This is a genomic window from Mesorhizobium sp. M6A.T.Cr.TU.014.01.1.1, from assembly GCF_004022765.1.
In the GTDB taxonomy this organism is placed as follows: Bacteria; Pseudomonadota; Alphaproteobacteria; order Rhizobiales; family Rhizobiaceae; genus Mesorhizobium; species Mesorhizobium mediterraneum.
In genome coordinates, this window is record NZ_RZPG01000010.1 from 15492 (window position 1) to 39353 (window position 23862).

At 62.5% G+C, this 23862-nt stretch carries 22 protein-coding genes, 1 tRNA gene and 1 pseudogene; 14 read left to right on the forward strand and 10 right to left on the reverse strand.

The genetic code is table 11. From position 1 onward, the window contains the following. Complete coding sequence (locus EN885_RS13150; RefSeq protein WP_245461486.1) at window positions 1–777, reverse strand: MBL fold metallo-hydrolase; 777 nt, start codon at window positions 775–777, stop codon at window positions 1–3. 37 nt (window positions 778–814) lie between these two features. On the opposite strand from EN885_RS13150, the gene EN885_RS13155 reads away from it, so the two are divergent. From EN885_RS13155 to EN885_RS13170, 4 genes are all read left to right on the forward strand, one after another. Beyond that, window positions 815–1483 (forward strand): metalloregulator ArsR/SmtB family transcription factor, encoded by a 669-nt coding sequence (locus EN885_RS13155; protein ID WP_127291209.1) that lies wholly within the window; start codon window positions 815–817, stop codon window positions 1481–1483. 29 nt (window positions 1484–1512) lie between these two features. Continuing rightward, window positions 1513–2727 carry an MFS transporter gene (locus tag EN885_RS13160; protein ID WP_164897844.1) on the forward strand — a complete coding sequence of 405 codons (1215 nt, stop codon included), beginning with the start codon at window positions 1513–1515 and terminating at the stop codon, window positions 2725–2727. Between the two features lie 239 nt (window positions 2728–2966). Continuing rightward, window positions 2967–3860, forward strand: a complete 894-nt coding sequence (locus EN885_RS13165) for a LysR family transcriptional regulator (protein WP_128241594.1) — start codon at window positions 2967–2969, stop codon at window positions 3858–3860. A 273-nt stretch (window positions 3861–4133) separates the two neighbouring features. After that, complete coding sequence (locus EN885_RS13170) at window positions 4134–4784, forward strand: hypothetical protein (RefSeq protein ID WP_128241595.1); 651 nt, start codon at window positions 4134–4136, stop codon at window positions 4782–4784. A gap of 293 nt (window positions 4785–5077) precedes the next feature. Here the strand turns inward: EN885_RS13170 and EN885_RS13175 are convergent. After that, window positions 5078–5154 (reverse strand) — tRNA-Arg (locus EN885_RS13175). Between the two features lie 195 nt (window positions 5155–5349). Continuing rightward, on the reverse strand, window positions 5350–6849 hold the full coding sequence (locus EN885_RS13180) for a HAMP domain-containing sensor histidine kinase (RefSeq protein ID WP_095484529.1): 1500 nt from the start codon (window positions 6847–6849) through the stop codon (window positions 5350–5352). Between the two features lie 302 nt (window positions 6850–7151). Here EN885_RS13180 and rpmH point away from each other — a divergent pair, with 302 nt between their 5' ends. The 5 genes from rpmH (at window position 7152) to yihA (ending at window position 11050) form a co-directional block, all read left to right on the forward strand. Next, entirely contained in the window at window positions 7152–7286 is a 135-nt protein-coding gene (gene rpmH / locus EN885_RS13190) for a 50S ribosomal protein L34 (protein WP_008833937.1), read from the forward strand. A 16-nt stretch (window positions 7287–7302) separates the two neighbouring features. After that, window positions 7303–7656 (forward strand): ribonuclease P protein component, encoded by a 354-nt coding sequence (gene rnpA, locus EN885_RS13195; RefSeq protein ID WP_095484530.1) that lies wholly within the window; start codon window positions 7303–7305, stop codon window positions 7654–7656. A 13-nt stretch (window positions 7657–7669) separates the two neighbouring features. After that, window positions 7670–9499 (forward strand): membrane protein insertase YidC, encoded by a 1830-nt coding sequence (yidC, locus tag EN885_RS13200; protein ID WP_095484531.1) that lies wholly within the window; start codon window positions 7670–7672, stop codon window positions 9497–9499. A gap of 256 nt (window positions 9500–9755) precedes the next feature. Further along, window positions 9756–10394 (forward strand): CatB-related O-acetyltransferase, encoded by a 639-nt coding sequence (locus EN885_RS13205; RefSeq protein ID WP_126104041.1) that lies wholly within the window; start codon window positions 9756–9758, stop codon window positions 10392–10394. Continuing rightward, window positions 10391–11050: a ribosome biogenesis GTP-binding protein YihA/YsxC gene (gene yihA, locus EN885_RS13210; protein WP_128241596.1), complete on the forward strand. Its 660-nt coding sequence runs from the start codon at window positions 10391–10393 to the stop codon at window positions 11048–11050. The genes EN885_RS13205 and yihA overlap by 4 nt, the downstream gene beginning before the upstream one ends. Here yihA and EN885_RS13215 read toward each other — a convergent pair. Beyond that, on the reverse strand, window positions 11047–11766 hold the full coding sequence (locus tag EN885_RS13215; RefSeq protein ID WP_128241597.1) for a TetR/AcrR family transcriptional regulator: 720 nt from the start codon (window positions 11764–11766) through the stop codon (window positions 11047–11049). The two genes, yihA and EN885_RS13215, sit on opposite strands and share 4 nt — an antisense overlap. Window positions 11767–11922: 156 nt before the next feature. Here EN885_RS13215 and EN885_RS13220 point away from each other — a divergent pair, with 156 nt between their 5' ends. The 3 genes from EN885_RS13220 (at window position 11923) to EN885_RS13230 (ending at window position 16203) form a co-directional block, all read left to right on the forward strand. Then, a complete protein-coding gene (locus tag EN885_RS13220) occupies window positions 11923–13104 on the forward strand; it encodes an HlyD family secretion protein (RefSeq protein ID WP_128241598.1) in 1182 nt (393 codons plus the stop codon). A gap of 22 nt (window positions 13105–13126) precedes the next feature. Further along, window positions 13127–14719, forward strand: coding sequence for a DHA2 family efflux MFS transporter permease subunit (locus tag EN885_RS13225; protein WP_128241599.1), 1593 nt, complete (start codon window positions 13127–13129; stop codon window positions 14717–14719). A 206-nt stretch (window positions 14720–14925) separates the two neighbouring features. After that, window positions 14926–16203, forward strand: a complete 1278-nt coding sequence (locus EN885_RS13230; protein WP_128241600.1) for an SDR family oxidoreductase — start codon at window positions 14926–14928, stop codon at window positions 16201–16203. A 44-nt stretch (window positions 16204–16247) separates the two neighbouring features. Here the strand turns inward: EN885_RS13230 and msrB are convergent, their stop codons facing one another. From msrB to EN885_RS13250, 4 genes are all read right to left on the reverse strand, one after another. Beyond that, entirely contained in the window at window positions 16248–16751 is a 504-nt protein-coding gene (msrB, locus tag EN885_RS13235) for a peptide-methionine (R)-S-oxide reductase MsrB (protein WP_128241601.1), read from the reverse strand. Between the two features lie 222 nt (window positions 16752–16973). Continuing rightward, window positions 16974–17531, reverse strand: coding sequence for a fasciclin domain-containing protein (locus tag EN885_RS13240; protein WP_095484538.1), 558 nt, complete (start codon window positions 17529–17531; stop codon window positions 16974–16976). A gap of 209 nt (window positions 17532–17740) precedes the next feature. After that, the gene (locus EN885_RS13245) at window positions 17741–18439 is read right to left on the reverse strand and encodes an anti-sigma factor (RefSeq protein WP_128241710.1); all 699 of its coding nucleotides are present in this window, start codon (window positions 18437–18439) and stop codon (window positions 17741–17743) included. Continuing rightward, complete coding sequence (locus tag EN885_RS13250; protein ID WP_128241602.1) at window positions 18436–18975, reverse strand: sigma-70 family RNA polymerase sigma factor; 540 nt, start codon at window positions 18973–18975, stop codon at window positions 18436–18438. Before EN885_RS13250 ends, EN885_RS13245 begins: the two co-directional genes overlap by 4 nt. Before the next feature lie 130 nt (window positions 18976–19105). Between EN885_RS13250 and EN885_RS13255 the strand changes: the two genes are divergently transcribed. After that, the gene (locus EN885_RS13255) at window positions 19106–20602 is read left to right on the forward strand and encodes an amidase (RefSeq protein ID WP_128241603.1); all 1497 of its coding nucleotides are present in this window, start codon (window positions 19106–19108) and stop codon (window positions 20600–20602) included. Between the two features lie 100 nt (window positions 20603–20702). Next, the gene (argB, locus tag EN885_RS13260; RefSeq protein ID WP_095485071.1) at window positions 20703–21596 is read left to right on the forward strand and encodes an acetylglutamate kinase; all 894 of its coding nucleotides are present in this window, start codon (window positions 20703–20705) and stop codon (window positions 21594–21596) included. A 30-nt stretch (window positions 21597–21626) separates the two neighbouring features. Here the strand turns inward: argB and EN885_RS13265 are convergent, their stop codons facing one another. Beyond that, window positions 21627–22025: a RidA family protein gene (locus EN885_RS13265; RefSeq protein ID WP_128241604.1), complete on the reverse strand. Its 399-nt coding sequence runs from the start codon at window positions 22023–22025 to the stop codon at window positions 21627–21629. Between the two features lie 224 nt (window positions 22026–22249). Further along, window positions 22250–23799, reverse strand: a pseudogene (bchE, locus tag EN885_RS13270) (magnesium-protoporphyrin IX monomethyl ester anaerobic oxidative cyclase). Window positions 23800–23862: the final 63 nt, after the last annotated feature.

Genomic DNA, 23862 nt, shown 5'->3' on the forward strand with positions numbered 1-23862 from the left:
TCAGGCCGCCGCCGCAGCCAAGGCGGAATTGGCGGCCCGGAGCGCCGCGGCCTCGGGCGGAGCCGGGGGAATCTCGGCGAGCATGAAGCGGATGAACGCGGCTTCGTCCTCGATCCGCAAGGCCTCGTTGTGGCGTTTCTCGAAACCGATGGTCGACCAGGGCTTGCCGCTCAGGCGCCGGCCGCAGACCGAGCCAGCATAGGCGCCGGGGAGCACCTCGACATGATCTGGGAGAGCCTTGAGCCGACCGGCGCTGTGAAACATATCCTTTGCGCCTTGCTCGGCGCTGACGGCGAGTTCGGTGCGACCGAGATCGCCGACCATCAGCGTGTGGCCGGTCAGCACGAACCATGGCTCGTCGGCACGCGTGCGGTCGCTGACGAGAATGCAGATATGCTCCGGGGTGTGACCGGGCGTGTGCAGGACGGTTGCGGCGACGTTGCCGAGCGAGAGGGCCTCTCCGTCGCGCATTCCTTTGAACGGGAACGCGACATACGCCTCCGCCCCGAGCACGTATGCGGCGCCCGCGGCTTCGGCGAGCGCGCGGCCGACAGAGAGATGGTCGGCATGAACATGCGTGTCGACGACGAAGTGGATGCGCATGCCGGCGTCTTCGGCGGCGCGCAGGTAAAACTCGATGTCGCCGGCCGGATCGACGACGGCCGCGGCTGCCTTGCCGCCGCAGCCGAACAGGTATGAGACGCCGACTGGATCGGTATGAAGGAATTGGCGAAGGATCATGGTCTTGCGCGCCTCGCGACGACGGGCTAGAGACATTCAATCATTCCGCTGAATGTTCCACTGAGGAGAAGCCGTGTCAAGCACCGGACCGAAACAGGCGATCTACGCGAGCCTTGCCGAAGTGGCTCAGGCGCTCGGCCATCCGCATCGGCTCGAGCTTCTGGAGCACCTCGCGCAAGGGGTGCGCAGCGTCGAGGACCTCTCCGCGCGAGCCCATCTGAGCTTCGCCAACACGTCGCGCCACCTGCAGATCCTGCGGCGGGCTCGCCTCGTCGAGACGGAGCGCCGCGGCAAGCACATGCTCTATAGCCTCGCCGGCGACACCGAGGTGGTGGCGCTGATCAAGGCGCTCGGCCGCGTCGGCGAGCGAAATGTTGCCGAAATCGGCCGCGTCATGGCCGACTACTTCCGGGCTCGCGATGCGATGGAGCCGGTGTCGCGAGACGAGCTCGTCTCAAGGCTGCATGACGGCATGGTCACGGTTCTCGACGTGCGGCCAGAGGATGAGTTCGCGGCCGGACATCTTCCAGGCGCCCTCAACATCCCGCTGGCCGAGTTGGAGCGTCGCTTAGGCGAGCTAGAGGCAGATCGGGAAGTGATCGCCTATTGCCGCGGTCCCTATTGCGTTCTCTCGTTCGAAGCGGTCGCCGCCTTGCGAGAGCAGGGCTATCTCGCGCGTCGGCTCGAAGACGGCTATCCCGAATGGAAGACCGCCGGCCTGCCGGTCGAAACGGCCGCCTGAAACAGAACACGCGGGCGCTCACGCAGGTGATGAGGGCAGGCAGATCAGTGCTGCGGATCCATTCGACGACCTTTCTTTTCATGGCCCGTGCCTTGCGCGACATGGGCGATGGCTTCGTGGCCGTTCTGTTGCCGGTCTATCTCCTCGCGTTAGGCTTCACTCCCCTTCAGGTAGGCGTGATCGCAACGGCGTCACTGCTTGGTTCCGCGCTCTTAACCATCGTTGTCGGGTTCCTCGGCGTCCGTTACGATCACCGCCAACTCCTGTTTGCCGCCGCCAGCCTGATGGTCGCCACGGGCGTGGCCTTTGCTTTGGTCCATGACTACGCGCTGCTGTTGGTGGTCGCGTTCGCAGGCACCATCAACCCCTCGGCCGGCAGCGTCAGCGTATTCGTGCCATTGGAGCATGCGGTGCTGACACGCGAAGTCACCGATGCCGCGCGGACCAGGATGTTCGCGCGTTACAGCCTTGTGGGTGCGCTGGCAGGCGCGGTTGGCGCGCTCGTTTCGGCGACACCTGATCTTCTGGCTCCGGCCGGCCTCGACCAACTCGCCGGCATCAAGGCGATGTTCGTGCTCTATGCGTTTCTGGGTCTTCTCGGCGGCCTCCTTTACGCGCAGATTCCGCAGCGCCGTCCGGCGACGGACTCCAGCAGCGGGTCCGCGCTCGGCCCCTCGCGCAAGATTGTGTTCAAGCTCGCGGCGCTTTTCAGCCTCGATGCTTTTGCCGGAGGCTTTGTAGTCCAGTCGCTGCTTGCCCTCTGGCTTTTCGAAAAGTTCGATCTGTCGCTTTCGGAAGCGGGATTTTTCTTCTTCTGGTCCGGCGTGCTTTCGGCGTTCTCTTTCCCCGTTTCAGCTTGGCTGTCCCGGCGCATCGGACTGATCAACACGATGGTGTTCACCCACATTCCGTCGAGCATCGCCCTGATGCTGGCGGCGTTGGCGCCCGCGCTCCCCTTGGCGCTCGCCTTACTGCTGATCCGCGCAGCACTTTCGCAGATGGACGTGCCGACGCGATCATCTTACGTGATGGCCGTCGTCACGGAGGCAGAGCGGGCAGCAGCAGCGAGCTTCACATCGGTGCCGCGCAGTCTGGCCGCCGCCGCCAGTCCCGCGCTGGCCGGCGCGCTGTTCGCGGCCTCGTTCCGGGCTTGGCCCCTCCTCATTTGCGGCGCCCTGAAGATCATCTACGATCTGCTGCTTCTGATGCAGTTCCGGCATCTCAAGCCCCCGGAGGAACGGTGATGCAGCGTTGTCGGTTCGGAGCGTTTTACCACGACGGATCAATTACGCAGAAAGAACGTTGGAAGGTTGTCGATCACTTTCGGCTGGCTGCTTTTACTTTCATCGTCATTGCTCGTCCGATTCACCGAGGTGTGATCCACCTAGAATATTCCACGCTCTCGGCGATTTCGATTGGACCCAGGTGCAACTCGTCCCACTAGATTGTATAATGAGTATCGACTTATCGGTTTGAGCCATAAATGCGGCGTGGAAGACTTGATATGCTTCTGGCCTTTCTGGCCGTCGCACGGGAGGGCAGCTTCACGCGGGCTGCGGCGCAGCTCGGAATTTCGCAGTCCACGCTGAGCCACACGGTCCGTGCACTCGAAGAGCAACTGGGTATTCGGCTGCTGACCCGCACGACCCGCAGCGTTTCACCTACAGAGGCCGGCGCGCGGCTGCTGCGCAACATCGGCCCGCGCTTCGAGGAGATCGACGTCGAGGTCGAGGCGTTGAGCGAATTGAGGGAAAAGCCTGCCGGCACCATTCGCCTCACCGCCAGCGATCACGCATTTAATTCTGTTATCTGGCCGAGGTTGGCGAAGCTCCTTCCCGACTATCCCGACGTCACAGTTGAGGTGTTCCTCGACAATGCACTGACAGACATTGCAGCTGAACGGTTCGACGCAGGCGTGCGAATGGGAGAGAGCGTCGCAAAAGACATGATCGCTGTGCGCGTCGGGCCGGACATCCGCTTCGCCGTCGTTGGGGCGAAGTCATATTTCGCCAAGCGGCCGCCGCCAATGACACCGCAGGAGCTAACTGGTCACATTTGCATCAACCAGCGCTTTTCCTCCAACGGCGGGCTGTGGGCCTGGGATTTCGAGCGAGACGGTCGCGAGCTGAAGGTGCGGGTGGACGGCCAGATCATCCTGAATGGCACCGTCGAGATTCTCGAAGCCGCGTTGGAGGGTTTCGGCCTCGCCTATATGCCGGAGGACGTGGCGCAGGCCCACCTTGACAGCGGTCGCCTTGTGCGGGTGCTCGATGAGTGGTGCCCGCCTTGGCCGGGATATCACCTCTACTATCCCAGCCGCCGCCAAACGTCCCCCGCTTTCGCTCTGCTTGTCAATGTGCTCCGCTATTCGGGCTGAGGCCGCCCACGAAACGGGCAGCGTGGCTCCCGCCGGCGCAAGTCCACTTTGGCTTGGCGCCCACGCGAAGCCGGCCTAGACGGCTTCAGTCAGCGGGCGCGGCCGGGAAAATCCGAAGCCCGCCAAAGCCGCTACGATGGGCGGCGTTCCCGGCGATAGCTCCAGTTTTACGCAGCTGTTATGCTCGCGGCGCACCAGCATGCAGATGTTCACAATCCGATCTGTCCACTGGGGGCGTGCCTGCTCGCTATGTCGCTGCTGGAGGGTGGCAAAATGAACCAATGGTTTTCTTCACTGCCGGCCTTGGCTAAGTGGACGATGGGCGTCATAGGTAGTGTCCTGATTGGAATGGGTGTTACTTCTGTTGTTGCCGAAGTCGCCTCCGGCAAGGCCTGCTTCCTCAGTCAAGCACAAGTAATCCACACGGAAGACTACCAGGGTCAAAAAATATTCCAAGTAGTTTCCTACACAAAGAATTATGGCCGTGGATTCGTTAAGGGTGTCAATGTTCGTTATGTCTATACTGTCGAAGAAGGTGGCGAACTAGGCGCGCGATTCGCAGATTTAATTTCTGAAAACCCGCCGGACAGCTCCTCCAGCAGATGCCGGGAGCAAAAAAGAGAGAATTGGAATGGGAGAAATGAGCTGACTGTGGAGTTCGTCGGGTGCGATTTTGAGCCTACTGAAGCCATGGACACATTTACGGGACCGTACATCCAAAAGGCTCGAAAGATCGTAACCACCGTGGAAAATGAGAGCGGGGCTCGTTGGGCGGAGACCATGCGGCTCAGCGACCGCGACTATCTAAAGGCACCATTCGATCAGAGTCTACGGGGACAAGAAGAGTTCAATGGCACAACATCAGGATATCTGTTTTGGTTGAAATGGGCGTTAGCACCCATGATCTGTCTTACGAAAAGTTAAGGGAGATTGAGCGCCAGCGTCGTGCATGCCCTAAGTTCCTAACGCCGAACTACTGCTGAGGAGTTAGCAGCGCACGCGTTGATTGATGGCGTCGGATAGGGTTGCCTAGCATCGCCTGCCGCTGGGCAGCTTTCGGCTCAATGACATGGGTCTGGCGTGCTCTTCGACATGCCGGAAATAGCGGAGCAGGCCGCGCCGAAGCGCCACAGGGGCTCGCCCGCACGAAAACGTCTCTCATAGGTTGGAGGGCTTTCGCTGGCTACAAGCGCGTCCGGCGTGCTGCAGCGTAGATTTGGCGCGCCCGAAGAGATTCGAACTCCTGACCCCCAGATTCGTAGTCTGGTGCTCTATCCAGCTGAGCTACGGGCGCGCAACAGGCCATGCTTTGCATAGCCCGCGATCCGATCCTTAACGACCGGCCGCGATGTGACGTGTTCCCTAGCGACTGAATTTCCGAAAAGCAAGCCGATCCGGCAAAAGTTTTGCTGTTCGTGCTGGCCGGCTCTTTGTTCTGCGCAATTCCGGACGGAAAACCGTCACACACTTTTCCTGGAATTGCTCTGGATCAGGCCGGGCGGCGCAGGCCGTTGCGGGCCTGGTCGAGCCGGACCGGCTCGTCCGGGATGGTGACCGCGAATGTGGTGCGGCCGCCTCTGCTTTCGACAAGCTCCACCGTGCCGCCGTGAGCGCGGATCAATTCATAGGCGATCGCCAGACCAAGGCCGGTGCCGCCGCTGCGGGCCGAGCCGCGGAACGCCGCGAACAGGTTCTCGCGCGCCTTCGGCGGCAGGCCGGGGCCGGTGTCGGTGACGGTGATACGGCTGACGCTGCCGACGCGCTCGGCCGACACCGCCAACCGGCGCACCACCGCGCTTTCCGCGTCCGCCGCCATTGCCTGCACGGCGTTGCGGCAAAGATTGGTGAGCACGCGAAAGAGCTGATCGGAATCGGCATCCACCTCGAAAGCCAGATCGACGGCGTTGACGAATTCGATGCCGCCTTCGGTGTCGAGCAGGCCGTGGACGTCGTCGACCAGCTGGCGCAGCCTGAGCCTGCGGCGTGAAGGCGGCGGCTCCTGGGTGCGGCCATAAGAAAGCACACCTTCCGAATAGGATACGGCACGATCGAGCGCGCGCAGCAGTTTCGGCGCGAAGGCCTGCACGGTCGGGTCCTTGACCTGACGCAAGCGGTCCGACATCAGCTGCGCCGACGCCAGGATGTTGCGCATGTCGTGATTGATCTTCGACACGGCGAGGCCGAGATCGGCGAGATGCTTCTGCTCGGAGAGCATCTTCTGCAGCCGCTCCTGCATCTGCGAGAGCTCGCGCTCTGCAACGCCGATCTCGTCGGCGCGGGCGGCAGGGTGGATGATCCGCCCGGGATCGTCGGGCGCCTCGGAGAAGGCCAGCATCGAACGCGTCATCGTCCGGATCGGACCGATCATGATCAGGTCGATGGCGGCATAGACCAGCATGGCGGTGAACAGCGAGATCAGCAGCGAGACGAAGGCGACGTTGCGCGAATAGATGAGCATGGCATTGCGCAGGCTGTAGTCGGGCATGATCAGCTCGAATTCCTTGTCGCTGTCGCCGACCGGCCCGAAAACGCGCAGCATCCGCTCGCCACCGAAAAACAGCGTGTCCAAAGCACTGGTCATGCCCTCGACCAGGCCGACATTGGCGATGTCGATATGCTCGTCGACATGCGGCGGCATTTCAGCCACGACCAGAAGGCGCGAGACGCCGCCGTCGCGCACGGCGATCGCCTTGGCGCCGATCGCCGTCAGCACGTCGTTCTGCGCGGCGCGCGACAGCGAGGCTGGCTCTCCCTGCACCAGCACGATCGAGACTGCCGCGGCGGTGCTCAGCCTTTCCTTCAGCCAACTCATTCGGTAGCTGGCGATCCAGGGCAGAAAGATAAGGACCTCGGCCAGAAGCACGAAGACGATCGTGAGCAGCAGGAGCTTTGTCGACAATCCACGCGACAAGGGCACGGTACGGGGCACCGTCCGAGCGGCGGCCGTCGCCCGGTCGGTCCCTTCGTCCGCGGATGGGAAATCACTCATGCTGCTTTTTCTTCACGATCACTTGATCAGCCAAGATTAGGCCATTGCGGCTTTTTTGCCAATTTCATCCTTCGTCCCAATACGGGATGAGACCGCCCAGAGTTCGGCCATCACCTCAGCCATCGGCCCTGACGGCGTCGGAAGGCGGCGGATTGACTTCCAAAACCCTTCTTTCTATAAGCCCGCTCACGCTCGGGCCATTCGTCCCGGCGCGGTTTCGATCGCGCCAAAACCGACCCGGCAAAGCTCCTGTTACAGAGTGACAGAATCAAGAAGGGCCGCACCCCGCGGTATTAAAACAAATGAAGCGTACCTACCAACCGTCCAAACTCGTCCGCAAACGTCGGCACGGTTTTCGTGCCCGCATGGCCACCAAGGGTGGTCGTGGCGTCGTCGCAGCCCGCCGCAACCGCGGTCGCAAGCGGCTCAGCGCCTGAACGGAAGACGAGATCGTTGCCCGCAACCGGCAAGCCAGTGGGAGCACATCCCAAGCGGCTTCTGAAACGCGCGGAATTCCTGGCTGTCCGGCGTGGCGAGAAGCGCCGCGGGCGGCTTTTTCTCGTCGAGGTTCTGGACCGCAGCGACGCAGAGGCGCCTCGCGTCGGCTACACGGTCACCAAGAAGGTCGGCAACGCAGTCGTGCGCAACCGCATCCGGCGGCGGCTGAGGGAAGCCGTGCGCACGCATGCCGCGGGTGACATGGCGCCTGGCAATGACTATGTCATCGTCGGGCGCGAAGACGTGCTTACCACTCCGTTCGGCCAATTGAAGGCCGAACTCTCCCGCCGATTGCGCGGAACACGATAGGCCAAGGCTTTCGATGGAAAACAACCGGAACTTCTTCATCACCATCGCGCTGTCGGTGCTGATCCTGTCGCTTTGGCAGTATTTTTACGTGCTGCCGCAGAGCGAGGCACAGCGCGAGAAGGCCCGCATCGAAGAACAGCGGGTAGCGGAGCAGAAGAAGGCGGCCCAAGCCACCAGTCCGGGCGGTAGCGAAACGCCGGTGCCGCCGCAAGGCGCCATTCCCAATGCAGCGGGCCCCAACGCACCGGGAACCGACGGCACGACGCCGGCCGGCCGCGAGCAGGCACTGGCGTCGACCCAGCGCGTCAAGATCGACACGCCGAGCCTGGAGGGCTCGATCAATCTCACCGGCGCCCGTCTCGACGACCTCAGGCTCAAGCACTACACGACGACGGTCGACAAGAACTCGCCCGAGATCGAGTTGCTCAACCCGGCGGCGCTGCCTACCGGCTACTATGCCGAGATCGGCTTTGTCGGCAGCGACAAGACCGGCGCGGTGCCGGGGCCGGAAACGGTGTGGACCGTCGACGGCAATGCGACACTGACCCCGGCGACACCGGTCGCGCTGACCTTCACCAACGACAAGGGCCTGACCTTCAAGCGCACCTTCTCCGTCGACAGCGACTACATGTTCACTGTTTCGGACACGGTGCAGAATTCGAGTTCGACCGCCGTTACCCTGTCGAATTACGGCCGTGTCACCCGCTTCGACAAACCTGCCGTTGCCAGCATCTATGTGCTGCATGAGGGGTTGATCGGCGTCACCGGCACGGAAGGCCTGCAGGAACACAAATACGCGGCCGTCGAGGAGGACAAGCAGTTCACGCCCGGCAAGTCGACCGATGGCTGGCTGGGCATCACCGACAAATACTGGGCGGTGACGCTGGTGCCGACCGAGAAGCAGCCGTTCCAGCCGCGCTACGCCTATTTCGAGGACGGCCGCCCCCGCTACCAGGCCGACTTCCTCACCGACCCGATCAATGTTGATGCCGGCCAGTCGGCGACGGTAGAGACCGAGATCTTCGCCGGCGCCAAGGAAGTCGCCAAGGTCAACGCCTATGCGCAAGATCGCCACATCAGGCTGTTCGACCGTTTGATCGACTGGGGATGGTTCATCTGGATCACCAAGCCGATGTTCTACCTGATCGACACGATGTACAAATTCTTCGGTAATTTCGGTCTGGCCATCCTCGCCACCACCGTCGTCGTCAAGGCCGTCTTCTACCCGCTTGCCAACAAATCCTACGCGTCGATGGCGAACATGAAGAAGGTGCAGCCAAAGATGCTTGAGATCCGCGAGAAATACGCGGACGACAAGATGAAACAGCAACAGGCGATGATGGAGCTCTACAAGACCGAGAAGATCAATCCGCTCGCCGGCTGCTGGCCCGTGGCGCTGCAGATCCCGGTCTTCTTCGCGCTCTACAAGGTGCTCTACATCACCATCGAGATGCGGCACGCACCGTTCTTCGGCTGGATCCAGGATCTGGCGGCGCCCGACCCGACCTCGATCTTCAACCTGTTCGGCCTCATCCCGATCACCTTGCCGCATATGTTGATGGTCGGCGTTTGGCCGCTGATCATGGGCGTGACCATGTTCCTGCAGATGCGCATGAACCCGACGCCGCCGGACCCGACGCAGGCCATGATCTTCACCTGGATGCCTGTCATCTTCACCTTCATGATGGCGGGCTTCCCGGCCGGCCTGGTCATCTACTGGGCCTGGAACAATTTGCTTTCGATCATCCAGCAAGGCGTTATCATGAAGCGGCAGGGCGCCAAGATCGAATTGTGGGACAATCTGGTCGCGCTTTTCCGGAAGAAACCGTCGCCGGCGGAGTAGCCGGCGCCCCCTTTCGCGAATCCAAAAAAGCCCTGCACCGGGGCTTTTTTTGAACAAGCCGAGCCGCCGCCGAACGGCGAAACCCGTCGGCCCGGCGGTAGACGCCGCCGCGACACATCCCTATAAGGTCGCTCTCGTTTCAGGAGCGCTCTGTCGATGAACAGGTAAGGATGATCCGCTGCGCACGCAGTTGGTGCTGCCGGGCGGATCGCGCTATTTTGACCTTGCCCGTTTATTTCGCCGATGGACCCAGACCATGATCGGACCCAACCCCAACATCAAGCACCCGATCCCGATGCATACGCGCGTCGGTTTCCTGAAGGGACTGGTCACGGCGCCGAACATCGAGATCGGCGACTTCACCTATTATGACGATCCGGACGGGCCCGACAAATTCGCCGAGCGATGCGTGCTGCATCATTATCCGTTTATCGGCGACCGGCTGATCATCGGCAAGTTCTGCGCCATCGCCGAGGGCGCGCGCTTCATCATGAACGGCGCCAATCATGCCATGTCCGGCTTTTCGACCTATCCGTTCAACATCTTCGGTCACGGCTGGGAAGAGGGCTTCGACCCGGCGACATGGTCGAAGGAATTGCGCGGCGACACAGTGGTCGGCAATGATGTATGGATCGGCATGGAAGCGGTGATCCTGCCCGGCGTAACGATCGGCCATGGCGCCATCGTCGCGGCAAAATCGGTGGTGACGCATGACGTGCCACCCTATGCGATCGTCGCCGGCAATGCGGCCAAGGTGGTGAAGATGCGCTTCGACGACAGGACCATCTGGCGGCTTTTGGCGGCGGCTTGGTGGGATTGGCCGGTGGAAAAGATCAGCCGCAACCTCAATGCCATTCGTGGCGCCGATATTTCTCTTCTGGAGGCAGCGGTTTGAACGCGTTGAACAAGACCGTGATCGGCATCGAGCTGTTCACGCGGCCGTGGATCTTCATCCGCGGCGTGCCGGCAATGAAATTCCTGCCGCCGGAAGGACCGCCGGAGATCGCCTTTGCCGGCCGCTCGAATGTCGGCAAATCGTCGTTGATCAACGCGCTGGTCAACCAGAAGGGGCTGGCGCGCACATCCAACACGCCGGGGCGGACGCAGGAACTCAACTATTTCGTTCCGGGTGGATTTTCCGGCGAAGGCGCCGACCTGCCGCCGATGGCGCTGGTCGACATGCCGGGCTACGGCTACGCCACCGCGCCCAAGGAAAAGGTCGACGACTGGACGAAACTCGTCTTCGATTATCTCAAGGGCCGCGTCACGCTGAAGCGCGTCTACGTGCTGATCGACGCCCGCCACGGCATCAAGGCCAAGGACGATGAGGTGCTGTCGCTGCTCGACAAGGCGGCGGTGTCCTACCAGGTCGTGGTGACCAAGACCGACAAGATCAAGGCGGCCGGCGTGCCGCGATTGATCGAAGAGACGCTTGCGAAGATCAAGAAGCGGCCGGCCGCGTTTCCGTTCGTTCTCGCCACGTCGTCGGAAAAGAGCGAGGGCCTCGAGGAATTGCGCGCGGCGATCGTGCTGGCAGCCAATGGCGGCTAGGACTTTGCCTCTAGTGCAATCGTCTGGGTGCTTTCTTCCGTGGCAAGCCTTTCGGTGCCGTAAGCTTTCAGGAACATGCCGACGCCCGACCTGACGATGTGGTCGATTTCATCTTGGCTCGGCGCCTTGGTGCGGTAGGCGAATATGCACTGGCGAAAGAGACCAGCCAGGCACAGTTCGGTGAACTGATAGGCGGCAAGGTCGACATCATCGATCTTCAGCAGGCCACGTTCGATGGCCGCGTTGAGGAAATCGACAACCTTGTCATGGCCGCGCTTCGGGCCGCGTTCGTAAAAACGCGCGCCAAGTTCGGGAATCCTGTCGGACGCGCCGATTACCGTGCGCTGCGCCTGGATGACCTTGGCCGACGTGATCTTGAGGGACAGCACCTTGCCAAACTTCACCAGCGTCTCGCGAAGGTCGTCGGCGCGGTCGAGCATATCATACATGTTCTTGAAGATCGTGCCGCGCTCTTCCTCGATCAGCGCCTCGAACAGCTCTTCCTTGTTGGCGAAATAGACATAGATCGTGCCCTTGGAAACGCCGGCCTCGCGGGTGATGTCGTTCATCGACGCCGCCTCAAAACCCTTGTCGATGAAGACACGGCGCGCGCCTTCGATGATCTGGCTGCGCTTGACCGGATCCTGTCCCGCCGCCGGGCGGCCGCGACGCAGGCCATCCAGCAGATCGCACTGGTCCTTGTCGGCTTCGGTCATAACGTCACACCTCGAAAAATATTCGAACCGATCGGTTCGATCACCCTTGATATGGGCCCCTCTCCGCGCTAAGTCAATGTCCACATCGAACCGAACGGTTCAGTCTGACTGATTTTCCAGAGAGATTGCCAGTCTCCAGAGACCCAGAGAGATTCCATGTCCTCGAACGCGACCCCCACCGCCGAAGTCCGTCCTTTCCCCAACGCCAAGATTGCGCCAGCGACCGAAGCGCCGACCGCACCGACCGAGCCCGCAATAAGTCCTCCGGCCGAGACGCCGGCCAAAAAGAAACGTTCGGCACGCTCCTTTCTGTTGCCCATCATCGCGCTTGGATTGCTGGGCGCAGGCGCCTGGTATGGCTACGACTACTGGACCGACGGGCGTTTCATGATCTCAACCGACGATGCCTATGTCCAGGCCGACATGGCATTCATCTCGCCGAAAATTTCCGGCTATGTCGATCAGGTCAAGGTGACCGAGAACCAGCAGGTCAAGGCCGGCGACCCTCTGCTGGTCGTCGACAATGGCGACTATAAAATAGCGGTCGCCCAGGCCGAGGCGCAGAACGCCACCTTGAGCAAGACGCTCGACCGTATCGACGCCCAGACCGAGGCGGCGCGCGCATCGCTCGAGCAGGCGCGGGCGCAGAAGACCGCCGACCAGGCAGCCGCCAACAATGCGGCGCGAGCTCAAGCGCGCGCCGCCCAATTGCTCAAGACGCGTGTCGGCACCCAAGCTCAACTGGATGATGCCCAGACCGCGGTCGAGCAGGCCAATGCCGCCCTTGTCGGCGCCGACGCCCAGATCGCGGCGGCGCAGGCCAATATCGGTGTGCTTCAGGCGCAGCGCGCGGAGACGGCAAGCACGCTGGCGTCGCTGCAGCTTGCCCGCGACAAGGCCGCGCGGGACCTGTCCTTCACCGTGCTGCGCGCGCCCTATGACGGTGTGGTCGGCAACCGCTCGGTCGAGCAAGGCGACCTGATCAGCCCCGGACAGAAGCTCGCCGTCATCGTGCCGATGGACAAGCTCTATATCGTCGCCAACTTCAAGGAGACGCAGCTTGCCCGGCTGGTGCCTGGCGAAAAGGTCAGGATTTCGGTCGACGCTATCGACGGTCATGACTTTGAAGGCACGGTCTCTTCGCTGGCACCGGCCTCCGGCGCGGTGTTCTCGCTGCTGCCGCCGGAAAACGCCACCGGCAATTTCACCAAGGTCGTGCAGCGTGTCCCGGTTCGCATCGACGTGCCGGCGGATGTGCTGAAGACAGGCAAGCTGCGCGCCGGCCTCAGTGTCGTCGTCGCCGTCGACAGCCGCACAGCGCCGGCCGCGTCGAACTGAGCGGCCGCTTGGGAGCAGTGCCATGGCAACCGCAACCGTGACGGCAGGATCGCCGCCGGCGAGGCCGGCTACGCCTGACACCATTTCCACACGGCGCGTCATCGCTTTCCTAGCGATGGTGTTCGGCATGTTCATGGCGATCCTGGACATCCAGATCGTCTCGGCCTCGCTGGCCGAGATCCAGGCGGGCTTGAGCGCCAGCTCCGACGAAATCCCGTGGGTGCAGACCGCCTATCTGATCGCCGAGGTGGTCATGATCCCGCTGTCCGGCTTCCTCAGCCGGATGCTGTCGACGCGGGTGCTGTTCACGATCTCGGCCGCAGGCTTCACTGCGGCAAGCGCTCTTGCCGCGACCGCAACCAATATCGACCAGATGATCGTCTACCGCGCCGTGCAGGGCTTCATCGGCGGCGGCATGATCCCGAGCGTCTTCGCAGCCGCCTTCACCATCTTCCCGCCGTCGCGCCGCGCCATCGTTTCGCCGATGATCGGCCTGGTGGCGACGCTGGCGCCGACCATCGGCCCGACTGTCGGCGGCTATATCAGTCACGCCATGTCCTGGCACTGGCTGTTCCTCGTCAACGTCGTGCCCGGCATTCTGGTGACGACAGCCGCCTGGTCGCTGATCGACTTCGACAAGCCCAATCTCAAGCTGTTCAGCAAGTTCGACTGGTGGGGCCTTGCCGGCATGGCGGCCTTCCTGGGCTGCATGGAATATGTGCTGGAAGAAGGTCCTAACAACGACTGGCTGCAGGATCAGGCGGTGTTCATCTGCGCCACCATCATGACCGTCGGCGCGGCGCTGTTCTTCTGGCGCGCTTTTACAGCCGAGGAGCCGATTGTCGACCTGAAGGCCTTCACCAACGTCAACTTCGCTTTCGGCTCGTTGTTCTCCTTCGTCGTCGGCATCGGCCTCTACGGCCTGACCTATCTTTATCCCGTGTTCCTCGGGCGCATCCGCGGCTACGATTCCCTGATGATCGGCGAGGCGCTGTTCGTCAGCGGCCTGGCCATGTTCTTCACCGCCCCGATTTCCGGCATCCTGTCGAACAAGATGGACCCGCGTCTGATGATGATGGTCGGCTTCTTCGGCTTCGCCACGGGGACCTGGTGGATGACGCATCTCACCGCCGACTGGGATTTTTATGAGCTGCTGATCCCGCAGATCCTGCGTGGCTGCTCGATGATGCTGTGCATGGTGCCGATCAACAACATCGCGCTCGGAACCTTGCCGCCCGAGCGGTTGAAGAACGCGTCGGGCCTGTTCAACCTGACCCGCAATCTCGGCGGCGCGGTTGGCCTTGCCGTCATCAACACGGTGCTGATCGACCGCAATGCCTTCCACTACGCGAGGCTCTCCGAGCACGTGCAGTGGGGAAGTGCCGCAGCACAGGAAAAGCTGCAGAACATGACGCTCAACTTCGAGCAGACTGCCGGGCTCGACGCCTCCAAGGCGGCGATCTCCAAACTATCAGGCATGGTCCAGCAGCAGGCGTCGCTGCTGTCCTTCATGGACGTGTTCTTCATGCTGACCGTGTTGTTCGCCACGCTTGGGCTCTTCACCCTGGTGATCCGCAAGCCAGCCGCACAGGGCGGCGGTGGTGGCGGACACTGAGGAGCGCCGGGACCCCCCGCCCGGCATCCTCGCGCATGACCCCGAAAAGCAATTTTCGGGGTCATGCGCAAAATCTTAAAAGGCAGTAGGCGCGTCGCGTGTGATGGGAACCACGCGCCGGGCTTTAGGTCTTTGCATGTCGTTCCCCCAAAACCGCTGCCACTTTTGGGCGACATGCATTAGATGGTTTGGGCTAAAGTTCCGGGATGAATATCCTGATTCTCGGCGCGACCGGTTTCATCGGTTCCGCCGTCGCAAGGAAACTCGCGGACGAAGGCCATCAGGTCACGGGGCTTGGGCGTGATATCGCGCGTGCCTCGTTGAAGATGCCGTTCGTTCGCTGGCTGAAGGCCGATCTCGCCGGCATGACGCAGGGCGTCAGCTGGCAGCACGTGCTGGATGAGCAGCAGGTTGTCGTCAATTGCGCCGGCGCGCTTCAGGATGGGCTCTCGGACGATCTGAGTGCCACCCAGGAACGGGCGATGCTCGCCCTCTATGAGGCGGCGCGCGACCAGAGGCTGCTGATCATTCAGATATCGGCGGAAACGGAAACCGCTGACCGCGACATTCCTTTTCTCAGCACCAAAAGGCGAGCGGACACGGCTCTCGTGGCAAGTGGCGTACGCCATATCATTCTGCGTCCGGCGCTTGTGCTCGGCCGCAACGCGCATGGCGGATCCGCATTGCTAAGGGCTCTCGCAGCCTTTCCCATGGTCATTCCGCTGGTTTACGCTGAAAGCCTCGTTACGACGGTCGCACTCGACGATGTCGCCAGCGCCGTCAGCGCGGCCATTCAGGACACGCTGCCAGCCGGATCCGACGTCGCTCTTGGCAGCGACGAAAGGCTCACGCTCAGAGAACTCGTCCTATTGCATCGCAGCTGGCTCGGCCTTCCTGCCGCGCCGGTGATTTCCATGCCATCGGCGGTCGCTCGGCCGGTGACATGGTTCGCCGACATGGCCGGCAGGCTTGGTTGGCGTTCGCCGCTCCGCTCTACCGCCATGGCAGTCATGTCAGGTGGCATTGAAAACCGGCGACCACAGGACCACCGCCCGCGCCTGTCGTCGACGGCCGAGACGCTCGCCGCCGTCCCTTCGGGGGTCCAGGATCTCTGGTTCGCCCGCCTCTATCTGCTGAAGTCGCCAATCATTATCATCCTGGCGCTTTTCTGGCTGATTTTCCGGCCTCGCGCCGTTCCTCACATTCGAGGCGGCGCAAAGCCATCTTGCCTTCTGCCCGATCGTCTTACAGGCATCATGGTGGTCGCGACATGTCTCGCCGACATCATGCTCGGGCTTGCGGTTCTTTTCCGACCCTGGGCAAGACGCGCGCTGATCGGGATGCTTTTCCTGACGTTTGTCTATCTGCTTGCCGCAACGTTCACCGAACCTGTGCTTTGGCTCGATCCGCTCGGCCCCCTCGTCAAGGTGGTTCCGTCGATTCTGCTGACGCTCGCGGCCCTCGCCATTCTGGATGAACGCTGATGGTTGGATGAACGCTGACGGCTGTCGCGCTCGAATTCAAGCGGTCAGGCCGTGGCTGGCTTGAAGGTCAGGGCGACACCGTTGATGCAATGGCGCAAGCCGGTCGGCGGCGGGCCGTCGTCGAAGACATGGCCAAGATGGCCGCCGCAGCGGCGGCAATGGACCTCGGTGCGGGTCATGCCGAGAGACCTGTCCACGGTCTTGCCGACGGCGTTGGGGATCTCCTGCCAGAAGCTCGGCCAGCCGGTGCCGGAATCGAACTTCGTCTCGGAGGAATAGAGCGGCAGGTCGCAGCCGGCACAGGCGAAGATGCCCTTGCGGTGCTCGTTGAGCAGCGGGCTGGTGCCCGGATATTCGGTGCCTTCCTTGCGCAGCACATTGAAAGCCGCGTCAGACAGCACGGCGCGCCACTCGGCCTCGGTCTTGGTGACCTCGAAGGTTTCGGCCGCCCCCGCATCCTGCGGTCCGCCCATGCGCAACAGCACCGCGGCACCTGCAGCCACCCCAATTGCAGCCGCACCGCTCAAAAGAAGATCGCGACGGTTCATGATCATTTCTCCTGTTATCCGTCTGCCAAATTCGACCGTCATACGGAAATCAAAAGCCGGTGACGGCTAGCTCCTGAAAACGGAGACTCCGCACCGGCTCCACGCTTGCAGGGGCGGGGACGGTGCGGAGTGTACGCTTGTCGATTGCGCGGGTCACGCAAGCGGAACCCGCGCTATCGGCATGGAGCCTCGCCCATATCTTCGCTGGCAGCAGGCCCTTCGTTACATCTTCGGCAGAAGAACCTTGTCGATGACGTGTATGACGCCGTTCGACTGCTCGACATCGGCGATCGTCACATTGGCGACATTGCCGTTCTCGTCGGTCACCGTGACCTTGCCGCCATCGGCCTTGAGCGTCAGCTCGCAGCCACCGGCCGTCTTGGCCTTGTGCGCGCCGCCATCGTCCATGACCATCTTGGTCACGTCGGCGGCCAGCGCCTTGGCAGCGATGACGTGGCAGGTCAGAATCTTGACCAGCTTGTCCTTGTTTTCGGGCTTGAGCAGTGTGTCCACCGTGCCGGCAGGGAGCGCTGCAAAGGCCTCGTTGGTTGGCGCGAACACGGTGAAGGGACCGGCACTCTGCAGCGTCTCGACGAGACCACCGGCCTTGACGGCCGCGACCAGTGTCGTGTGATCTTTCGAATTGACGGCGTTCTCGACGATGTTCTTGGTTGCATACATGGCGGCGCCGCCGACCATCGGATTCTGGGCATAGGCGGCGGTGGCGAGCGCGGAGACGGCGACCGTTCCGGCAAGCAAAAGGGTGGCGAATTTACGCATTATGTCAATCTCCTCAGTTTATCTTTCCCCTCTTTGGGGGCGCAAGGAGATACGGGAGATAAGTGCGTGAGTTTCGTCGCTCAGGAGAAAATCTTATCTTTCATAACGGCGATTCAGAGCAGGGCCATGCTCGGTTATATGTTCCTAAGCTCATTCAACCATAGGAGATAGATTAAAATCTTCTCGTAAGAGCGAGAAGACAGGTGCGATCAGATGCTCTTCAAATCGCCCGCAGCGACCACGGGGCCGGTCGGCTGACCGGTCGGCGAACCGCCGGCCGGCTCGAGGCTAACCGCAAGCACGGCGCCCTGCGCAAGCTTTTCCTGAACGGCCGGCGAGATGGTCATATGCGCGGTCTGACCGGCCGGGATGACGCCCATCGAGACCGGCGCATTCTTGCCCTCGATCATCCACAGCTCGAAATCCTTGCCGGCGGCATGCTCGCCCGAGACATGCGACAGGCCGACCTCGCGATGGGCGGCGTCATAGACGGCAAGATATCTGACGTCGCTGCCGTCAGCGGCCAGCGAGGCGACAAGCCGCGGCTGTTCGACCGGCGGGTTGAGGTAAGGCACGGCGATGGTGATCGCCAGCGCCGCGACGGAAGCTGCGGCAAGACCGCGCCAGAAGGCAAGGCTCGACCAGAGACCGGCGCGAGGCTCTGCGACGAACAGCTGGCGATCTATCGCCTCCTTGACCCTGATCGGAGGCTCTGTCTCCGGATAGGCGCCTGCGATAGGCGAAAGATGCGCCTCCCACGCATCGACGAGGCGCGCGAAAGCGGCGTCCGCGTCGATGCGGCGTGATGCAATCTCGCGCTCGTCCGCGGCCAGCACGCCAAGAACATATTCGGCAGCGAACAGGTCGTCGCCCTCAGGTTCCGGTCCATCATCCTCTGCCGGCGTCATCTTTCCAGACACTCTCTGAGCTTCAACAGGCTGCGCCGCAGCCAGGTCCGCATCGTATTCAGCGGCACGTCATGGCGCGCCGCCAGTTCGGCATAGCTTTCGCCGTCCAGATAGGCGCCCTGGACGGCCGCCGCCCGGTCCTTTTCCAATTCGTCGAGACAACGATAGATGCGCTCGGATTCACCGCCCGCAACAGCCGCAGCCTCTGGTCCCGGCGCCGGATCGGCCACCTCGAGCGCAGCATCGATATAGGCGGCAGGCTCTCGCCGCGCCCTGATGCGATCGATCGCATGATTGCGCGCAATGGCCACCAGCCAGGAAATCGGGCTTAGATCCGAGACGGCGAAACGATCCGCCTTCGTCCATATCTTGACGAAGACCTCCTGCAGCGCCTCTTCTGCCTCTCCCCGGTCCTTCAATACACGAAGGCAGACGCCGAAAAGTTTCGCGCTGGTCTGCCGGTAGAGCAGATCGAACGCAGCCCGGTCCTTCATCGAAGTCCGAACGATCAGGTTACTGATGTCCTGCGGCGTCATCGGCTGCCAAATTAGGCAATTGCAATGTATTTGCAACGGCGGAAGCGTTCTTGTGCGCCGGGAGCGTCGTGGACTTCGATTGCCAAGAAAATCCGCAACCGCTAGCCTTCTCATAGCGGGGGGAGCGGCAATGTCGGTTGAACGGGTCTTGTGGGAGCACGACGCAACCGGGCTTGCCAGCCTGGTGCGCAAGGGCGAGATCACACCACAGGAGCTCGTCGATGCGGCGATTGCGCGGGCCGAGGCCACCCGCCCGGACATCAACGCCATCGCCGAGCCGCTTTACGAGGCAGCGCGGACGCGGGCGAAAACCATCGACCGCAAGCTGCCGCTGGCCGGCGTGCCTTTTGCGCTGAAGGATCTCGGCATCGCCATGAAAGGCGTGCCGACGCATGGCGGCAGCCGCATTCCGGCTTTCGTTGCCGATTTCGACTCGGTGATGACCGAACGCCATCTGGCCGCCGGCCTTGTTCCGATCGCCACCAGCACCTCGCCCGAACATGGGCTGAGGCTGATGACCGAATCCACCGCTTTCGGCATCACCCGCAATCCGTGGAACACGGCACATACCAGCGGCGGCTCGTCTGGAGGGGCGGCGGCGCTTGTCGCGGCCGGCGTCGTGCCGATGGCGCATGCTTCGGACGGCGGCGGCTCGATCCGCGTTCCCGCCGCCTGCACCGGGCTGGTTGGGCTGAAAACCTCGCGCGGCCGCGTGCCGCTGTCGCCGCTCGTCACCGAGAGCTGGTACGGCCTGGTCGTCGATCACGCGCTTGCCCGCTCGGTCCGGGATTCGGCCTTGCTGCTCGACCTGACCCATGGCCCTGATCCGCTGTCGCCCTATGCGGCGCCGCCGCCGAAAGGCGCTTTCGCCGCCGCGGCGGCGCGCGATCCCGGCAAGCTCAAGCTGGCCGTCTATCGGAAATCGCCGCTCGGCCTGCCGATATCGGCCGAGACGCTGACCGCGCTGGACACGGCCGTGGCGTTGGCGCGCGAAGGCGGCCATACGATCGAGGAGATCGACCTGCCCTATATCGATCGTGATTTCATGGCCGATTTCTGCAAGATTGTCGCCGCGGCGGTGGCCGGTACGATGCGCGCTGAAGCGTTGCGTGTCGGACGCTCCGTCTCGGGCGACGTCGAGCGCGCCACGCGTCTGATGAGCCGCTTCGGCGAGATCGTCTCTGCCGGCGAGATCTATGCCGGCCTGCAGCGGCTGCATGCCGTATCGCGCCGCCTGATCACCGAGACCGCGCAATACGATGCCGTGCTGATGCCTGTTATTGCCCATCCGCCACTCGCCTGCGGCGCCATGGACCCGAAAGGCGCAGATGCGTTCATAGAGGACGTGCTCGACAGGCTGCGCCTCGCCCGGCTGCTGATATTCAAGCCGCTGTTTGGGCAGTTGATGGACAAGAGCCTGTGGTTCACCCACTGGCCGGCGATCCAGAACGTCAGCGGTCAGCCGTCGATCACGCTGCCTGTCCATGTCACCGATGCCGGCCTGCCGCTCGGCATCCAGGCCGCCGGCCGGCCCGGCGACGAAGAGACGCTTCTGTCCCTCGCCGCGCAAATGGAAAAGATTTCGGGATGGCAGGCGCGGCGGGCGCCGCTGCGAATGCCAGCATAGAAGCGGGCCGATTTCACCTGATGTGACAGCAAAGCCGTTTGCGGCCCGCCGCAATTCCCGCTAAGACGCCGCCGATCATTTCAAGCTGGGAACAATGCCGATGACGGACGTCGCCGCCACCGCCGAAATGCAGGCCGCGCTGCTTTCGAGGGCGCTGCCTTACATGCAGCGCTACGAGAACAAGACGGTTGTGGTGAAATATGGCGGCCATGCCATGGGCGATATTGCGCTCGGCAAGGCCTTCGCCCGCGACATTGCGCTGCTCAAGCAATCCGGAGTCAATCCGATCGTCGTCCATGGCGGCGGGCCGCAGATCGGCGCCATGCTGAGCAAGATGGGCATCGAATCGAAGTTCGAGGGCGGATTGCGTGTCACCGACCAGAAGACGGTCGAGATCGTCGAGATGGTGCTGGCCGGCTCGATCAACAAGGAGATCGTCGCGCTGATCAATGCCGAGGGCGAGTGGGCGATCGGCCTGTGCGGCAAGGACGGCAACATGGTTTTCGCCGAAAAGGCGCGCAAGACCATGATCGACCCGGACTCCAACATCGAGCGCGTGCTCGATCTCGGCTTCGTCGGCGAGCCGGTCGAGGTCGACCGCACATTGCTCGACCTTCTGGCACGATCCGAAATGATCCCGGTGCTGGCGCCGGTGGCGCCGGGCCGCGACGGCCACACCTACAACATCAACGCCGACACCTTTGCCGGCGCGATTGCCGGTGCCTGCCAGGCGACACGCCTTTTGTTCCTCACCGACGTGCCCGGCGTGCTCGACAAGAACAAGAAGCTGATCGACGAGCTGACCGTGACCGAGGCCAAGGCCTTGATCAAGGACGGCACGGTGTCGGGCGGCATGATCCCCAAGGTCGAGACCTGCATCGAGGCGATCGAGCGCGGCGTCGAAGGCGTCGTCATCCTCAACGGCAAGACGCCGCATTCGGTGCTGCTCGAGCTGTTCACCGAACACGGCGCCGGCACGCTGATCGTGCCGTAAGCGGCGGCCTTTGGTCGCGCCGCCAGTCGATTAGTTGGGCTGAGGAAGGCGCGCGATGACTTTTATTTCAAAATCGAAGCCAGCCAGCCAGTTCACGCCCACCGCGGTCCAGTTCGGGTAGGGCGGTTCACCGATCGCCTTCAGCCGGACGGCGTTGATCGCCTCCCACTGTGTGGCCGGATCGGTGTGGAATGTGGTGACGTCAACGATATCGTCGAAGGTGCAGCCGGCAGCCTTCAGCACCGCCGCGAGATTGTCAAAGGCAAGCTGGACCTGCTTTGCAAAGACCGGCTCGGGCGACCCGTCCTCGCGGCTGCCGACTTGGCCTGAGACGAACAGAAAGTCGCCCGAGCGGATCGCCGCCGAATAGCGGTTGATCTCGTAGAGGGCCTGCCGACCGGCAGGGAAGATCGCATCGCGTTTGGTCATTGTTTCACTCCATCTAGACAAGGCAGGCCAGACCTCCCGACGATCGCGATGTGGCTTCGCCGAGAAGGGCGAGAGCCGCTCGCAAGGCTTCAGGGTTTTGGATCGCTGCGCTCCGGTTTCCGGGCGGTTGCTGACATACCCCCGTCTCCCCGAAGTGGGTACATACGCTCCGTATGTCAATACGCATACGTTGCGTATGTTTTTAGGAGATTGCCCAGAGCTGATCAGGCGCTCGGCGAAATCGCGATCCCGGGCGGTGTCAGCTTGCGCGCCGGGTGCCCGAACACCATCGATTCCTCTTCCTCGTCCTGCGGCGCGCCCCAGAATTCGGCCAGTGTCGGACCGTCCTTCAGGCGGCGGTCGCGGGCGAGAAAGCCCCAGACCTCGCGGAACCAGACGCGGCGGCCCATCTGCGTGTACCAGCGCATCGAATGGCGCTGTTCCGGGTCCTTGTGGAACAGGATGCGCGCCAGTGCCTTCGGCCGCGACTGCACCGCCAGTTCGATCAGCTTGACGCTGAAGAACAGCATCCAAGGCTTCAGTCGGGTCATCTGCAGCACTTGATGCTTGTAGTCCCACAGGCGGGCGTCCAGCTGGATCACCTTGCGGTCCCTGGCCATCCTGAAGAACGGCGTCCAGCGGTGCGGGGTGACATAGAGCGCCTGGATCTGGTCCGGATCATAGGCGATGAGCTGGCGGAAGCCGCGCCAGAGATCGCGAAAGCGCTCATCCTCGAAACCGGCGACCCAGGTCGCCATCGACAGTATGCCATTGAGGCGCAGCAACCGGATCGCCTCGCGGTCGGACGAGGTGCTGCCTCCCTTGCGGATCAACGCAAGCGTCTTCTCATCGGTGTTTTCCATGCCCAGCAGCCAGCGGATGAAGCCTGCCTTGCGGTAGAGATGCAGGCTGTCGGCATCACGAACAATGTCATCTGCGCGGGTTGAGCCGACGATCAGGACCGGCACGTTCTCGGCGATCATCGCATCGAGAAAGGCGCGCCAGGCTTTTTTGGACGAGGTCGGATTCTCGTCGGCAAGGTTGATCAGCTCGACGCCATGCTCGCGGTGCAGCCAGGCGATCTCTTGCGCGAACTTCACCGGGTCGTGATGCCGCCATCGCGTCCAGAAACCGCGTTGGCCGCAATAGTTGCACAGATGCGGGCAGCCTCGGGAAAACTGCATGACCACCGCGCGCTTGCCGCCCCAATAACTGTAACGACTGATATCGATCAGGTCCCAGCCGATGCGGTATTCATCGAGGTCGGCGATCGTGCTTGCCGGCTTGGTGGCAAAGGGACGGCGCAAATCGTCGCGAAAGGCGATGCCCGCCACGTCAGACAGCGGCCGGCGCTTTTCCAGCGCCTCAACCAACGCGACGATGGTCGCCTCGCCTTCGCCACGCACGATGAAGTCGAAGACGTCCGTTTCGGCAAGTATGTCGCGCCAGTGATAGGTGGGGAACACGCCGCCATAGATCACCATCGTCGCCGGATCGATGTGCTTGACCATTCGTGCGATCTCCAGGGCTGTCGGATGCGCCGATGTCGAACCGGAATGGCCGATCAAAATGCAATCGGGATGATCGCTCAAGGCGCGTCTTGCACGGCTGCGGCAAGCGGCATCGGCCCGAACTCGGCATCGACGAGCCGCACCTCATGGCCAGCGTCGATCAGCGGGCCGCCCAATGCGAGCAGGCCGAGCGGCGGCAAATGGTCGTCGGGCACGCGGCTGCCGATGGCGGTATGCGGCGGATTGATCAGGACGATTTTCATGAAGGACCTTTTGCAATGGCGGTCCGGTCATCCTGGTCGTCGATCTGGGCCTGCAGCTGGCCC

Bases quoted from the DNA above. Each gene is read 5' to 3' on its own strand.
- EN885_RS13150 (WP_245461486.1), bottom strand. From the start codon at position 777: ATGTCTCTAGCCCGTCGTCGCGAGGCGCGCAAGACCATGATCCTTCGC.
- EN885_RS13160 (WP_164897844.1), top strand. From the start codon at position 1,513: ATGAGGGCAGGCAGATCAGTGCTGCGGATCCATTCGACGACCTTTCTT.
- EN885_RS13165 (WP_128241594.1), top strand. From the start codon at position 2,967: ATGCGGCGTGGAAGACTTGATATGCTTCTGGCCTTTCTGGCCGTCGCA.
- EN885_RS13170 (WP_128241595.1), top strand. From the start codon at position 4,134: ATGAACCAATGGTTTTCTTCACTGCCGGCCTTGGCTAAGTGGACGATG.
- EN885_RS13180 (WP_095484529.1), bottom strand. From the start codon at position 6,849: ATGAGTGATTTCCCATCCGCGGACGAAGGGACCGACCGGGCGACGGCC.
- rpmH (WP_008833937.1), top strand. From the start codon at position 7,152: ATGAAGCGTACCTACCAACCGTCCAAACTCGTCCGCAAACGTCGGCAC.
- yidC (WP_095484531.1), top strand. From the start codon at position 7,670: ATGGAAAACAACCGGAACTTCTTCATCACCATCGCGCTGTCGGTGCTG.
- EN885_RS13205 (WP_126104041.1), top strand. From the start codon at position 9,756: ATGATCGGACCCAACCCCAACATCAAGCACCCGATCCCGATGCATACG.
- EN885_RS13215 (WP_128241597.1), bottom strand. From the start codon at position 11,766: ATGACCGAAGCCGACAAGGACCAGTGCGATCTGCTGGATGGCCTGCGT.
- EN885_RS13220 (WP_128241598.1), top strand. From the start codon at position 11,923: ATGTCCTCGAACGCGACCCCCACCGCCGAAGTCCGTCCTTTCCCCAAC.
- EN885_RS13225 (WP_128241599.1), top strand. From the start codon at position 13,127: ATGGCAACCGCAACCGTGACGGCAGGATCGCCGCCGGCGAGGCCGGCT.
- EN885_RS13230 (WP_128241600.1), top strand. From the start codon at position 14,926: ATGAATATCCTGATTCTCGGCGCGACCGGTTTCATCGGTTCCGCCGTC.
- msrB (WP_128241601.1), bottom strand. From the start codon at position 16,751: ATGAACCGTCGCGATCTTCTTTTGAGCGGTGCGGCTGCAATTGGGGTG.
- EN885_RS13240 (WP_095484538.1), bottom strand. From the start codon at position 17,531: ATGCGTAAATTCGCCACCCTTTTGCTTGCCGGAACGGTCGCCGTCTCC.
- EN885_RS13245 (WP_128241710.1), bottom strand. From the start codon at position 18,439: ATGACGCCGGCAGAGGATGATGGACCGGAACCTGAGGGCGACGACCTG.
- EN885_RS13250 (WP_128241602.1), bottom strand. From the start codon at position 18,975: ATGACGCCGCAGGACATCAGTAACCTGATCGTTCGGACTTCGATGAAG.
- EN885_RS13255 (WP_128241603.1), top strand. From the start codon at position 19,106: ATGTCGGTTGAACGGGTCTTGTGGGAGCACGACGCAACCGGGCTTGCC.
- argB (WP_095485071.1), top strand. From the start codon at position 20,703: ATGACGGACGTCGCCGCCACCGCCGAAATGCAGGCCGCGCTGCTTTCG.
- EN885_RS13265 (WP_128241604.1), bottom strand. From the start codon at position 22,025: ATGACCAAACGCGATGCGATCTTCCCTGCCGGTCGGCAGGCCCTCTAC.